This is a genomic window from Oscillibacter sp. UBA6647, from assembly GCA_002455655.1.
Lineage (GTDB): Bacteria > Bacillota > Clostridia > Oscillospirales > Oscillospiraceae > Oscillibacter.
This window is the reverse complement of the sequence record DKLF01000118.1, coordinates 25,907-38,831: the sequence shown is the minus strand read 5'-3', so window position 1 is coordinate 38,831 and position 12,925 is coordinate 25,907. Positions and strand designations below refer to the sequence as shown.

At 57.8% G+C, this 12,925-nt stretch carries 13 protein-coding genes; 7 read left to right on the top strand and 6 right to left on the bottom strand.

Translation table 11 applies throughout. The annotated features are described in order from the left end of the window. Positions 1-309: 309 nt before the first annotated feature. Positions 310-906, bottom strand: a complete 597-nt coding sequence (locus tag B2W96_RS08835; RefSeq protein WP_293009924.1) for a zinc dependent phospholipase C family protein — start codon at positions 904-906, stop codon at positions 310-312. A gap of 288 nt (positions 907-1,194) precedes the next feature. On the opposite strand from B2W96_RS08835, the gene B2W96_RS08830 reads away from it, so the two are divergent. From B2W96_RS08830 to B2W96_RS08800, 7 genes are all read left to right on the top strand, one after another. Next, positions 1,195-1,557 (top strand): CidA/LrgA family protein, encoded by a 363-nt coding sequence (locus tag B2W96_RS08830; protein WP_293009923.1) that lies wholly within the window; start codon positions 1,195-1,197, stop codon positions 1,555-1,557. After that, positions 1,554-2,243, top strand: a complete 690-nt coding sequence (locus B2W96_RS08825; protein ID WP_293009922.1) for an LrgB family protein — start codon at positions 1,554-1,556, stop codon at positions 2,241-2,243. The genes B2W96_RS08830 and B2W96_RS08825 overlap by 4 nt, the downstream gene beginning before the upstream one ends. Before the next feature lie 70 nt (positions 2,244-2,313). Beyond that, on the top strand, positions 2,314-3,789 hold the full coding sequence (gene malQ / locus B2W96_RS08820; RefSeq protein ID WP_293009921.1) for a 4-alpha-glucanotransferase: 1,476 nt from the start codon (positions 2,314-2,316) through the stop codon (positions 3,787-3,789). A gap of 226 nt (positions 3,790-4,015) precedes the next feature. Next, positions 4,016-4,282: a TM1266 family iron-only hydrogenase system putative regulator gene (locus B2W96_RS08815; RefSeq protein WP_293009920.1), complete on the top strand. Its 267-nt coding sequence runs from the start codon at positions 4,016-4,018 to the stop codon at positions 4,280-4,282. Positions 4,283-4,295: 13 nt separating this feature from the next. Continuing rightward, positions 4,296-5,318, top strand: a complete 1,023-nt coding sequence (locus B2W96_RS08810) for an ABC transporter substrate-binding protein (protein ID WP_293009919.1) — start codon at positions 4,296-4,298, stop codon at positions 5,316-5,318. 85 nt (positions 5,319-5,403) lie between these two features. After that, positions 5,404-6,120 carry an ABC transporter permease gene (locus tag B2W96_RS08805; protein WP_312159130.1) on the top strand — a complete coding sequence of 239 codons (717 nt, stop codon included), beginning with the start codon at positions 5,404-5,406 and terminating at the stop codon, positions 6,118-6,120. Continuing rightward, positions 6,117-6,689, top strand: a complete 573-nt coding sequence (locus B2W96_RS08800; protein WP_293009917.1) for an ATP-binding cassette domain-containing protein — start codon at positions 6,117-6,119, stop codon at positions 6,687-6,689. Before B2W96_RS08805 ends, B2W96_RS08800 begins: the two co-directional genes overlap by 4 nt. Positions 6,690-6,929: 240 nt before the next feature. Here B2W96_RS08800 and argF read toward each other — a convergent pair whose 3' ends face one another. From argF to mtnA, 5 genes are all read right to left on the bottom strand, one after another. Beyond that, a complete protein-coding gene (argF, locus tag B2W96_RS08795; protein WP_293009916.1) occupies positions 6,930-7,913 on the bottom strand; it encodes an ornithine carbamoyltransferase in 984 nt (327 codons plus the stop codon). Between the two features lie 18 nt (positions 7,914-7,931). Beyond that, positions 7,932-9,332, bottom strand: a complete 1,401-nt coding sequence (argH, locus tag B2W96_RS08790) for an argininosuccinate lyase (protein WP_293009915.1) — start codon at positions 9,330-9,332, stop codon at positions 7,932-7,934. A gap of 169 nt (positions 9,333-9,501) precedes the next feature. Continuing rightward, a complete protein-coding gene (locus B2W96_RS08785) occupies positions 9,502-10,725 on the bottom strand; it encodes an argininosuccinate synthase (protein WP_293009914.1) in 1,224 nt (407 codons plus the stop codon). A gap of 269 nt (positions 10,726-10,994) precedes the next feature. Then, positions 10,995-11,717, bottom strand: a complete 723-nt coding sequence (gene deoD, locus B2W96_RS08780; protein ID WP_293009913.1) for a purine-nucleoside phosphorylase — start codon at positions 11,715-11,717, stop codon at positions 10,995-10,997. Positions 11,718-11,791: 74 nt separating this feature from the next. After that, entirely contained in the window at positions 11,792-12,874 is a 1,083-nt protein-coding gene (gene mtnA / locus B2W96_RS08775) for an S-methyl-5-thioribose-1-phosphate isomerase (RefSeq protein WP_293009912.1), read from the bottom strand. Positions 12,875-12,925 lie beyond the last annotated feature (51 nt).

The following is a 12,925-nucleotide window of genomic DNA, read 5'->3' as shown; positions in this document are numbered from 1 at the left end:
GGGTTCCTCCTTAAAATTGGTACAAAAAAGACCCGCAGCCGATTAGGCTGCGGGTCGTTTATGTACTGATATGGGTCCGACAATATCAGCCACACACACACTCGTTTTCAGCCCAACCAAAATAAGCCTTACCATAAAAGTAGGTAAAGCTAAAGTAGCGGTATTCGGCTGTGAGTGCACGTATAGACATTCATTGTCTCCTTGTTGTCATACTTTAAATTACTGAAAGCATACCACGCCCTTTGAAAAAAGAACAGAGGCAAAATGCCCAAATAATCAAAAAACATCCGATGGTATTTGGAAGATTGATTAAATTCGGGCTGGAACAGGCTGAGGCAGGGCGCGCATTTCGGGAATAAGCTGGGGCGGAACGCTGCTCATCAAAAGCGCCGTGGCCTGCGTGATATAGCGCACGTCCCGGTTCAGGTCCGACTGCTGGTCCATATACTGCCGATGAAGCTCTAGCAGGCAATCGTTCAGCTCGTGTCCGGCAGAGAAAGAGGCGTCAAGGCCCTCCTCGCTCAGATAAGCGCACAGATATTCCCGCAGTGCGTCTTCATACCGGTGATGCTCAAGAAGAGAGTCGGGATAATGCTCGTTGTGGGGATAGGTAAATGCGTCCGCCAGATAGTGGGTCAGCTTTCCCAGCGTGTAATACTGCCAGCAGGTCCAGCTTTTTTCGCGGCGCTGGAGCCGGACGATCCGGCGGGCAATATACTGGTCGGAATTCGTATAATTATGTCCGCGCAGCTTGTGGCTGCGGATGGAGCCCTTCATATAGGAGAGGGGGTTGCAGTCCGGCTGAAAGGAACCGAACAGAAAAGCAAGCTCAAAGCGCCTGCGCTGAAATCCGTTCTGTGATTCCAAAAGAGTGGAGGCCAAAAGCTTGTGGCTGCGTTTTTGCAAAGAGCACCTCCGATCGGGGGTCTGCGGCAGTGCGCCGCACCCTCTGAAAAGTGTCTTTACTATATCACGGCAATTGCCGAAATTGCAAGTGTAAAATTATGAAAAACGTGTAAACAACAGGTGCACGGCGGCCTGAACTGTGTCAAAAGATACGAAGCATCGGCCTGTGGCGGCGGCTGGCTGTGCCGTTTGCCGAAAATGCAGCGGGGGGCAGGGTTTTGTTTGACTTTTTTGCGGGCACGGCTGTATGATAAATTCATTGCGATAAAGAACAGAGAGGACGAGACTATGAAGATTTTAAAGCAGGTGGGCATATTGTTCGGCCTGTGCTGGGCGGGCGCGCTGATCGAAAAGCTGCTTCCCATCACCTTTCCCGCCAGCGTGATCGCGCTGATACTGCTGCTGGCGCTGCTGCTGGTGGGGGTGGTGCGGGTGGACCATGTGCAGGAAAAGTCCGATTTTCTGCTGGGAAACCTGCCCTTCTTTTTTATTCCCGTGGCAACGGGCATCATGCAGTATACAGATGTGATTCTTGCAAACGGAGTGGCCTTTGTGGTGATCTGCGTGGTGAGTCTGGTTGCCACCTTTGCCGCCACCGTCTGGGCAGTGACGCTGACCATGAAACTGATTGACAGGAGGAACGGGAAATGATGGAGTTGACCGCGTCTCCGTTTTTTGGCGTGACGCTGAGTATTCTTGCGTACTGGGTGGGCATGTCCATTCAGAAAAAGGTGAACAGGGCCTACTGCAACGGAATGCTGATTGCCGTGGCGCTGGTGATTCTCACACTGACGGTGTTTCACATACCTTATAAAAATTACTATGTGGGCGGCAGCCTGATCAATCTGTTTCTGGGGCCTGCCACGGCCTGCCTGGCGGTTTCCATTTACACGAAAAAGGATCTTTTGAAAACATATTGGCTGCCGGTTCTGGCAGGGTGCGCGGCGGGAGCGATGACCTCAATTGTCTGTATCTACGGACTTTCCCGCCTGTTCGGGCTGAACCGGGAAATGGTGATGTCTCTGCTGCCCAAGTCCGTCACCATGCCCATTGCCGCTGCGGTGGCGGAGGGGAACGGGGGCCTTGTTCCCGTGGCTGCTGCCGCGGTGGTGTTCACCGGGATTCTGGGAAATCTGGTGGCGCCGCTGCTGATTCGCGTGTTCCGCGTGCGCAATCCAATGGCGGCGGGGCTGGGCATCGGCGCGTGCAGCCATGCCGTTGGCACTGCCAAGGCACTGGAAATCGGCGAGACAGAGGGGGCCATGAGTGGCCTTGCCATCGGCCTTTGCGGGCTGATTACCTCCCTGCTGTCGCTGCTGTTTGGCCTGCTGCCCTGAAGCAGCGCTTCTAAGCAAAATATTGCCCGCCGTAAAGCGGCGGATTTGAAGGGAAAGCGAGGAATGCTTCATGCCGCAGCGCACCGCAGGCATTCTGCTGCCGGTTTTTTCCCTGCCCTCGCCCTACGGCGTGGGCGCTCTGGGCGAAAGTGCCCGAGAATTTGTGCGGTTCCTCCACCGCGCGGGCCAGACTTGGTGGCAAATTTTGCCCGTGGGCCCGGTGGGGAGCGGGGACTCCCCCTATCAAAGCGCCTCTGCCCATGCGGGAAATTCGGCGTTTATCGATTTAGAGCTGCTGGCGGAGGAAGGATTACTGACAGCGGAGGAATTGGCCTCCGCCGCTCCGGGCGACGGGAAAGAAGTGGACTATCCCGCTGTGAATGCAGACCGCCGCCGTCTGCTGCGTCTGGCCTTCGACCGGGACGGAGATAGGCGGGAACGCATGGCAGAGTTTACTGCCTGTCAGCCATGGCTTAAGGACTACGCGGTGTATCAGTCCGTGAAGGACGCGCTGGGGGGACTTCCGTGGTACGAGTGGCCGGAGGAGAGCCTGCGCCGCCACGAAGGGTTGGCCATCGCCCGCTGGCGGGAGATGCATCGGGAGGACTGTGACTATCAAGTCTGGGTCCAGCGGGTGTTTTCGGAGCAGTGGAACGCGCTGAAGTCCTTTGCCAATGGGCTAAACGTAAAAATTCTTGGCGACCTGCCCATTTACGTGTCGCTGGACTCGGCTGACGTGTGGGCGGAACGGGAGCAGTTTTTGCTGGACAAAGAGGGCCGCCCTGCCGCCGTCGCGGGCGTTCCGCCGGACTATTTTTCCGCCGAGGGCCAGCTTTGGGGCAACCCGCTGTACGACTGGGGCCGCATGCGCGCCGACGGCTTTGGCTGGTGGATTCGCCGGGTGGAGCGGGCAGGTGCGCTGTTCGACGCCATCCGAATCGACCATTTTCGGGCGCTGGCAAGCTATTGGGCTGTTCCCGCGGGGGCTGTCTCCGCCAGGGAAGGACATTGGGAGCTGGGCCCGGGCATGGCGCTGGTGGGCGTACTCACAAGCTGGTTTCCCAACCTTCGGTTTGTGGCGGAGGATTTGGGCCTTTTGACCCCGGATGTGGAAAATCTGCTGGCGGAATCGGGCCTTCCGGGGATGCGGGTACTGGAATTTGCCTTTTCCGGGCCGGATAACCGCTATCTGCCCCACAACTGCGTCCCCGGGTGCGTTCTTTACACCGGGACCCACGACAATGCGCCCCTTGCCGCATGGGAGCCTACGAAAGAAGAACTGGCCTACGCCAAGCGGTATCTGGGTGCGGAGAGTCGCGAGGACTTTCGTCGCAGACTTCTGCTGGCGGGGCAGACCAGCGTGGCGAATACCTTTATCGCCCAGATGCAGGACTATCTGGGGGACCCCGGCCGGGTCAACATCCCCGGAACGGGGACGGGAAACTGGCGCTGGCGGCTGGCTCCCGGCGCGGCGTCCGACACGCTTGCGGACGAAATTCGCCAAATGACTGAGGACGCGGGCCGATTCCCGTCCCACTCCGGTTGACGGGAGAGAAAAAGCGTGATATGCTGAGGCCGTGAACGGAAAGATACGCTCTGACTGTTCACCGGATAGAATCATCTGTTCATCTGAGCGGCAAGGATGCGTTCCGAGCCGGAAGACGGAGGAAAACGCGCGCGGATTTCCGCGCGCCGTCGTCGTGCGTTCTCCCCTCCGTCTTTGGCGGAGGGGATTTTTTTGATGGTGCACATATTGGGAAGGAGCTGGTTTTTTGGACAGCCGCGTGGCGGTGATTGCCATTTTGGTTCGGGACCCGGACTCTGTGGAGGCGCTGAACGGCCTGCTCCACGAATTTGGGGGGTATGTAGTGGGGCGCATGGGCGTACCCTATGCCAAACGGGGAGTAAACATTATCTCCGTGGCGGTGGATGCGCCACAAGCGGTCACGTCCGCCCTGACGGGGAAAATCGGGAGATTGAAGGGCGTTTCCGTCAAAACCGTATACGCACCGGCGGAGGAGCCGGGAAATATTGAATAAAGGAGCAAAACCGATGAAACAAACAAAGCTTTTTGCACTCTTGATGTCTGCCGTGCTGCTGGTGGGGCTGACGGCCTGCGGAGAAAAGGGTGGAAACTCTGCCGGGTCCTCGGGTGCGGCATCTTCTCAGACGGCGGAGCCTGCCGCCTATTCCATTGCCGCGCTGAAAGGTCCCACTGCCATGGGCCTTGTGAAGCTGATGCACGACGCCGAGGGCGGCGAGGATCTTGCCAACGACTATACCTTTTCTCTGGCAGCGTCTCCCGACGAGGTGACGCCGAAGCTGATTCAGGGCGATCTGGACATGGCCTGCGTTCCGGCGAATCTGGCGGCTGTGCTGTATCAAAAGACCGAGGGAGAGATTGTGACCTTGGCGGTGAACACGCTGGGCGTGCTCTATATTGTGGAAAAAGGCAACGCGGTGCAGTCCCTCAGCGATCTTGCGGGCATGACCATCGTATCGGCAGGGAAGGGCGCAAGCCCAGAGCAGGCCCTGCGGTATCTGCTGGATAAAAACGGCGACAGCCTTGGCGGAAACGTGACTGTGGACTGGAAGTCCGAGCACAGCGAAAGTGTGGCGGCGCTGGCTTCCGGCGCGGCGACGGTGGCGCTGCTTCCCCAGCCCTTTGTCACCGTGGCCCAGACCAAGGTGGAAGGCTTACGGGTGGCGCTGGACCTGAATAAGGAGTGGGATAAACTGGCGGATGACGGCAGCAGCCTTGTCACCGGCGTGATTGTTGCCCGTAAAGACGTGGTGGAGGAAAATCCGGGCGCTGTGGAGGCGTTTTTAAAGGAATACGCCGCGTCTGTTGACTGGGTGAATGGAAATGTTCCCGAGGCGGCGGAGCTGATCGGGTCCTACGGCATCGTGGATGCGGCTGTGGCGGAAAAGGCGCTGCCCACCTGCAACATCGTGTGCATCACGGGGGACGAAATGAAGGAGAAGCTCTCCGGCTATCTTTCCGTGCTGTTTGAGCAGGACCCCCAGTCCGTGGGCGGCGCGTTGCCGGAAGATGCGTTTTACTTCGACGCATAAGGGCGCTGTGAAGACCGTCGGCCCCCTCCGGGGGTGTGGAGAAACATCCGGTCGTCCCTTTTTGGGAAGCGGCAGAGTCTGGGCCGTGGCTTTTTGGCTGGCAGTGTGGCAGGCAGGGGCCATGGCGATGGGCCAGCGGCTGCTGCTGCCGTCACCTGCGGAGGTTCTGGCCTGCCTTGTCCGGTTGATAGTCACGGCTGATTTCTGGCGCTCCGTGGGCTGGTCCACCGCCCGGATTCTGGGCGGATTTGCGCTGGCCTGCGGGCTGGGAACGCTTTTGGCGGGCCTGTCCGCCCGGTTTGGCTTTATCCGGGCTCTGCTGTGGCCTGCTGTGGCGGCGGTGAAGGCGGTGCCGGTGGTATCCTTTATCATTCTGGCGCTGGTGTGGCTTCCCTCCCGGCAGTTATCCCTGTTTATCTCCGCGCTGATGGTGTTTCCCACAGTCTATTTAAATGTGCTGGAGGGTGTGGACCGCACGGACGCGGCACTTCTTGAAATGGCGTGGGTGTTTCATGTCCCCGCATTTCGGAGACTGCGGGATATTTACTTACCGCAGGTTTTGCCGTGGTTTCGCTCCGCCTGCGCGCTGGGATTGGGACTTTGCTGGAAGTCCGGCGTTGCGGCCGAGGTGATCGGCCTTTCCTCCGGGTCGGTGGGGGAGCGGTTGTACAACGCAAAGGTCTATTTTGAAACGCCGGAGCTGTTTGCATGGACCACCGTCATCGTGGCACTTTCCATGCTGTTTGAGCGGCTGGTCCTCCGGCTTTTAGACAGGCTTGGCGCAAGGGAGGCGAAGAGATGACGGTGGAAATCCGGGACGTTTCCAAGTCCTATGGCGGCGTGAAAGTTCTTAAAAGCGTGAACCTGACACTCCTGCCCGGCATCACCTGCCTGTCGGCGCCTTCCGGCGGTGGGAAGACCACACTGGTGCGGATTCTTCTTGGATTGGAGCAGCCCGACGGCGGCTTTGTCACAGGGCTTGAGACGGCACGCCTTGCCGCCGTGTTTCAGGAGGACCGGCTGCTTGACCGGCTGAACGCAGCGGGAAATCTCCGCTTTGTTCTAGGCAAAGGCTATGATGAAAAGCAGGCGGCGGCGCTGCTGGGCGAACTGGGGCTGGCGGATGCGGGCGGAAAGGCTGCCGGGGAGTATTCCGGCGGCATGAAGCGCCGGTTGGCGCTGGCCCGGGCGCTGAGCGTCCCCTTTGAGTTTCTGGCGCTGGACGAGCCCTTTACCGGGCTGGACGGCGAAAACCGCAAACGCGCCCTCGCCTGTATCCGCCGCCGGGCGGTGGGGAAGACGGTGCTGGTGGTGACGCACAATTCCGAGGACGTGGCAGGGCTGGACGCGAAAACCGTGGGTCTGGAGTAGTCGGGCGCAATTTTCCAAAGCCGTGATCTCCTGCCATAGGAGAGACGCGCACCCGTGGGACAGAAAGCCCCCTCGTCGGAATGAAAATCTCACATAAAAAGCCGCCCATCGCATGTTGCGCTGGATGAAAAATCTTACCCCGAGACACCGACACTTTCGCAGAAGAGAGAGTATCAAGAATGGCGCGGCCCAAGGGCCGCGCCATTCTTATATTCCAGTAAAAACTTTTCAGGAATGTGCCTATTTCATCAGGAGGTACATGACCGCCTTGATGGTGTGGAGACGGTTTTCTGCCTCGTCGAAGACGATGGACTGAGGAGATTCAAACACCTCGTCGGTGACCTCCATGTCGTCCCTGCCGAACTTTTCACCGATTTCTTTGCCGACTTTGGTCTTGTGGTCGTGATAGGCGGGCAGGCAGTGCATGAATTTGCACTGAGGGCCTGCGTTGTCCATCAGGGCCTGATTGACCTGATAGTTTTCCAGCTCCGAAATGCGCTGGGCCCACTTGGCCTCCGGTTCGCCCATAGATACCCATACGTCGGTGTAAATCACATCCGCGCCAAGGGTGGCCTTCATGGGGTCGGCCTCCACCTCAATTACCGCGCCGGTTTCGGCGGCGATTTCCTTGGCCTTATCCAGAAGCCACGCTTCGGGCAGATAGTCGTCCCGGGCGCAGAGCACCAGATGCATTCCCATTTTCGCGCAGCCGATCAGCATGGAGTTGCCCATGTTATAGCCCGCGTCGCCGATGTACACCAGCTTCACCTTTTTTAGGTCCCCAAAGTGCTCTTGAACTGTCAAAAAATCCGCCAGAATCTGGGTGGGATGGGCCTCGTTGGTCAGGCCGTTGAACACGGGGACCCCGGCGTACTTCGCCAGCTCCTCCACCAGCTCCTGCCCAAAGCCGCGGTACTCGATGCCGTCGTACATCCTTCCCAGAACCCGTGCGGTGTCGGCAATGGACTCCTTGGCTCCGATCTGGGACCCGGAGGGGTCCAGATAGGTGGTGCCCATTCCCAAATCCCGGGCCGCCACTTCAAAGGCACAGCGGGTCCGGGTGGAGGTCTTCTCAAAAATCAGGGCGACGTTTTTTCCCTCCAGATAGCGGTGGGGAACTCCGGCCTTTTTCTTGGCCTTTAAATCGGCGGCGGTGTCCAAAAACTCCTGAATCTCAGCGGGTGTAAAGTCCAGCAGCTTTAAAAAATGAGTGTGTCCTTTCACGGGTCATCTTCCTTTCTATCATTGCGGTGCGACGAATGTAACGGCGTGGTTCTTGACAAAAGTCTCAACTGCCTGTATCTGCCGGGTGGTTTCCTCCGGGGCGGGTCCGCCATAGCAGGACCGCCGGGACATGCAGTTTTCCAAATTCAGCGCGTCGTACACGTCCTCCCCGAAGAGTGGAGAAACGGCTTTCAGCTCCTCCAGTGTCAGCTCCTCCAGCGTGATGCCTTTTTCGGTGCACTGGGACACAAGCCTGCCCGTGACGGTGTACGCGTCCCGGAAGGGCATTCCCTGTTTGGTGAGATAATCGGCGCAGTCCGTGGCGTTGATGAAGCCCCGGCCCGCCGCCGCCCGCATATTCTCCGGGCGGACGGTCATGGTGTCCAGCATGGCCGCGAATACGGGAAGGCAAAGCTCTACCGTGTCGACGGCGTCAAACACCGGTTCCTTATCCTCCTGCATATCCTTGTTATAGGCCAGAGGAAGGCCCTTCATGGCGGTAAGCAGGCCCATCAGATCGCCGTACACCCGCCCGGTTTTTCCCCGGACCAACTCTGCCACGTCGGGGTTTTTCTTCTGGGGCATAATGCTGGAGCCGGTGGAATACGCGTCGTCCAGCTCGATGAATTTAAATTCCCAGCTACACCATAGAATGACTTCCTCGGAAAAGCGGGAGAGGTGCATCATCAAAACAGACAGGGCGGAGAGAAGTTCCAGCGCATAATCCCTGTCGGAAACGCCGTCCAGAGAGTTGCCCATGGGTGCGTCAAAGTCCAGCGCCTTGGCGGTTTGCCAGCGGTCGATGGGATAGGTGGTGCCCGCCAGCGCACCGGAGCCCAAGGGACACTCGTTCAGGCGCTTGGTGCAATCCTCCAGCCTTGTCACGTCACGGGAAAGCATGGCCGCGTAAGCCAGCAGATGGTGGGCAAAGCTGATGGGCTGCGCCCGCTGCAAATGAGTGTATCCGGGCATCACCGTGGTTTGGTGCTGTTTGGCCTGCCGCGCCAGCACCGACTGCAAATTCAGAAGCTCGGCAATGATGACGGGAATCTCGTGCCGGACGTACATCCGAAAGTCCAGCGCCACCTGATCGTTGCGGCTGCGGGCGGTGTGGAGCCGCTTTCCCGCGTCGCCGATGCGGGCAGTGAGCAGCGCTTCCACATTCATGTGGATGTCCTCGTTGTCGGGGGTGAAAGTCACCGTCCCGGCCTCGACGTCCGCAAGGATGCTCTTCAGGCCCTCTGCGATGGCGGCTGCGTCCTCGGAAGAGATTACGCCGCAGCTTGCCAGCATTTCCGCGTGGGCGAGACTTCCGGCGATGTCCTCGCGGTAGAGCCGTTGATCGAAGTGGATGGAGGCGTTGAAGTCGTTGACCAGCGTGTTCGTTTCCTTCCCGAACCGTCCGGACCAGAGTTTCATAAAGGTTTCTCCTTAATAGAAATCGGGGGGGAGGAAAAGCTCCCGCCCGATTTCCGTGATGTAAGAGGGGTCCGCCGGGCCGGGGGACCGTCCCGGTTGGTCCCGGCGGATATTATCTTTGCCGGGGCCGGCAAAAATAAACAAAGAATCAAGCAGCGGGGTGCGCAGCTTACAGCTTGTTCAACTCCCGCAGCGCCTGCACGGTGTCCGGCAGGCCCCAGAGGTTGATAAAGCCCGTGGCGTCGTTCTGGTTATAGTCGCTCTCCTCAAAGGTCACGAGGTTTTCGGAATACAGGCTGTGGGGAGAGGTGATTCCGGCGTTGATGATGTTGCCCTTGTAAAGCTTCAGCTTCACCTCGCCGGTGACATATTCCTGCGTCTTGTCGGCAAAAGCGCTGAGGGCTTCCCGCAGGGGGCTGAACCACTTGCCGTTGTATACCAAATCCGCAAAGTCAACTGCCAGCTTCGTCTTCATGTGGGCGGTGTCCTTATCCACGGTGATGGTTTCCAGCGCCGCGTGGGCATGGTAGAGAATTGCGCCGCCGGGGGTTTCGTACACGCCGCGGTCCTTCATGCCCACCAGACGGTTTTCCACAATATCCAAAAGGCCGATGCCATTTTTGCCGCCCAGCTCGTTGCACTTGCGCACAATATCGCTGCCCTTCATGTTCACGCCGTCTACGGAGACGGGTACGCCCTTTTCAAACCCGATGGTCAGATAGGTGGGTGCGTCGGGGGCCGCCATGGGGCTGACGCTCATCTCCAAAAAGCCCGGCTCGTCGTACTTCGGCTCGCTGGCGGGGTCCTCAAGGTCCAGACCTTCGTGGCTCAGGTGCCAAAGATTTTTGTCCTTGGAATAGTTGGTTTCTCGGTTAATTTTCAGGGGGACGTTGTGGGCCTCGGCATAGTCGATTTCCTCGTCGCGGCCCTTGATGTCCCACTCACGCCACGGGGCGATGATGGGCATTTCCGGCGCAAAGCGCTTGATAGCCAGCTCGAAGCGGACCTGATCGTTGCCCTTCCCGGTGCAGCCGTGGCAGATGGCGTCCGCCTGTTCCTTTTCCGCAATCTCCACCAATCGCTTTGCGATGATGGGGCGGGCAAAGGCGGTGCCCAGCAGATACTGCTCGTAATTGGCCCCCATTTTCATGGACGGGAAAATTACCTCGTCCACCATCACGTCGGTCAAATCCTCGATGTAAAGCTTGGAAGCGCCGGTCTTTTTCGCCTTTTCCTCCAGTCCGTCCAGTTCGCTGCCCTGCCCCACGTCGGCCGAGACGGCAATGACCTCGGCCCCGTTGTAGTTTTCCTTCAGCCAAGGAATGATGATGGATGTGTCCAGACCGCCGGAATAGGCCAGCACAATTTTTTTGATGCTCTGTTTATCTTTCATGACGGAAATCCCTCCATGTATAATGTTGATTGCTTGATGGATTCATTATACGCCAAATTAGAATATTTATTCAATTGGTACTCTGCACAAAAAATGCGTGCACTTTGCAGCTAAAACTAATAATTTTTCAAAAAACTAAAATTATTGTAAATATTTAACGATAATATTCACGATATAGTAAGTTTTTATTATAATAAATCAAAATGAAAATGCGCACGGTCATGAAATATCCATGGCCGTGCGCATATAAAATCGAAAACCGTCGTTTCTCAGTCCAGAGACCGCCACGCCGTTTCCAGCGCGATTTCCATCATCTCGTGGAAAGAGTCCTGCCGCTCCTGCGCGGACAGGGCTTCACCGGTGAAGATGTGGTCCGAAATGGTGAGAATGGACAACGCCTGCTTTCCCGCCCGCTGGGCAGTCCAGTACAGGCCCGCGGTTTCCATTTCCACCGCCAGAATGCCGAACTTGCGGTATGCTTCTCCGGCGTTGTCGTTGTCGTTGTAAAACTGGTCGGCGGTGAACACCTGCCCCACGTCTGCCCGGACGCCCAGCCGTTCTGCTTCCGCCACCGCGTCCTTCAAAAGGGAGAAGCTGGCGGTGGGGGCAAGCTGGCCGGGAAAGCCGTACTGATCTGCAAAGTGGGAGTTGGTGGACGCGCCCAGAGCAATCACCACGTCCCGCACACGGACGCTTTCCCCGATGCCCCCGGCGGAGCCGATGCGGATGATGGAGTCCACGTCATACATATGGTACAGCTCATAGGTATAAAGGCCGATGGAAGGCACGCCCATGCCGTGTCCCATCACGGAAATACGCTTGCCCTTATACTCGCCGGTATAGCCCAGCATTCCCCGGACCTCGTTGAAGCACACGGAGTTTTTAAGATAGTGTTCCGCTACGAATTTGGCCCGCAGTGGGTCCCCAGGCATCAGGACTACCTTTGCGATTTCACCGGGTTTTGCCTCATTACAGGCAGATGGAGTGGCCATAATTGATTCCTCCTTGTATTTAAATTAGGGAATAATCCAATTTGTTGTCAAAAATTACCGAATACGGGGGATTCTTACGCTCTCTGGCGGAAGAGCGCCGCCAGCGACTTTGTGTACGGCGGGCGGCAAATGCCCTGTTCCGTGACGATGGCGGTAATCAATGCGTGGTCCGTCACGTCGAAGGCAGGATTATAGCACTTCACGTCGGACGGGGCCATGGGTTTCTCGTACCACAGAGAGCGGATTTCTTCCTCATCCCGTTCCTCGATGGGGATATGGGCCCCGTCGGGGCAGTCCATGTCCACAGTGGAGGTGGGGCCCAGCACATAAAAGGGAATCCCGTAATGTTTTGCCAGAATCGCCACGCCGGAGGTGCCGATTTTATTGGCGGTGTCGCCGTTGGCTGCCACCCGGTCGCAGCCCACAAGGCAGGCGTTCACCCAGCCGTTTTTCATAACGATGGAGGCCATGCTGTCGCAGATCAGAGTCACATCCACGCCGGAGCGCTGCAATTCATAGCTGGTGAGCCGCGCCCCCTGCAAGAGCGGGCGGGTTTCATCGGAGAAAACCCGGAAGCGCATACCTTGCTCCGTCCCCAGCAAAATAGGGCCTAACCCCGTTCCGTACCTGGAGGTGGCAAGGGGACCTGCATTACAGTGGGTCAGAAGCCCGTCACCGTCCTTCAGCAGGCTCAGGCCAAATTCCGAGATGGCTCTGCACTTGGCAATGTCGTCATTATGAATTTCCACCGCCTTTTCGTACAGCGCATCCAGAAGCTGGCCCCGGGGGCTGTGCGCATGCTCTAAGGCGGTACGGAGCATCTGACGAATAGCCCAGTTGAGATTTACCGCCGTGGGGCGGGAGGCGTTAAGATACGCGCCGTAGTCGCTGAGCGTCTTCAAAAATACCTGCCGGTCCTCGCCCCGAATGGACTTGGCCAGCACATACATGCAATAACCTGCGCATACGCCGATGGCGGGCGCGCCCCGGACCTTCAGTGTCCGGATGGCGTCGTACATCTCCTCCGGAGTTTGCAGGCGAAGCTCTCGTTCCTCGCCGGGGAGCAGGGTTTGATCAAGAATGTAAAGAGTTTCCGCCTTGCGGTCATAACGGATATTTGCGGGAATTTCCGCGACCTGAAACACCGTCTTCTCCATAAATTAAATAGTTCCTTCCCTCAAGGCGTTCCGGAATAAGCCGGTTTTCAT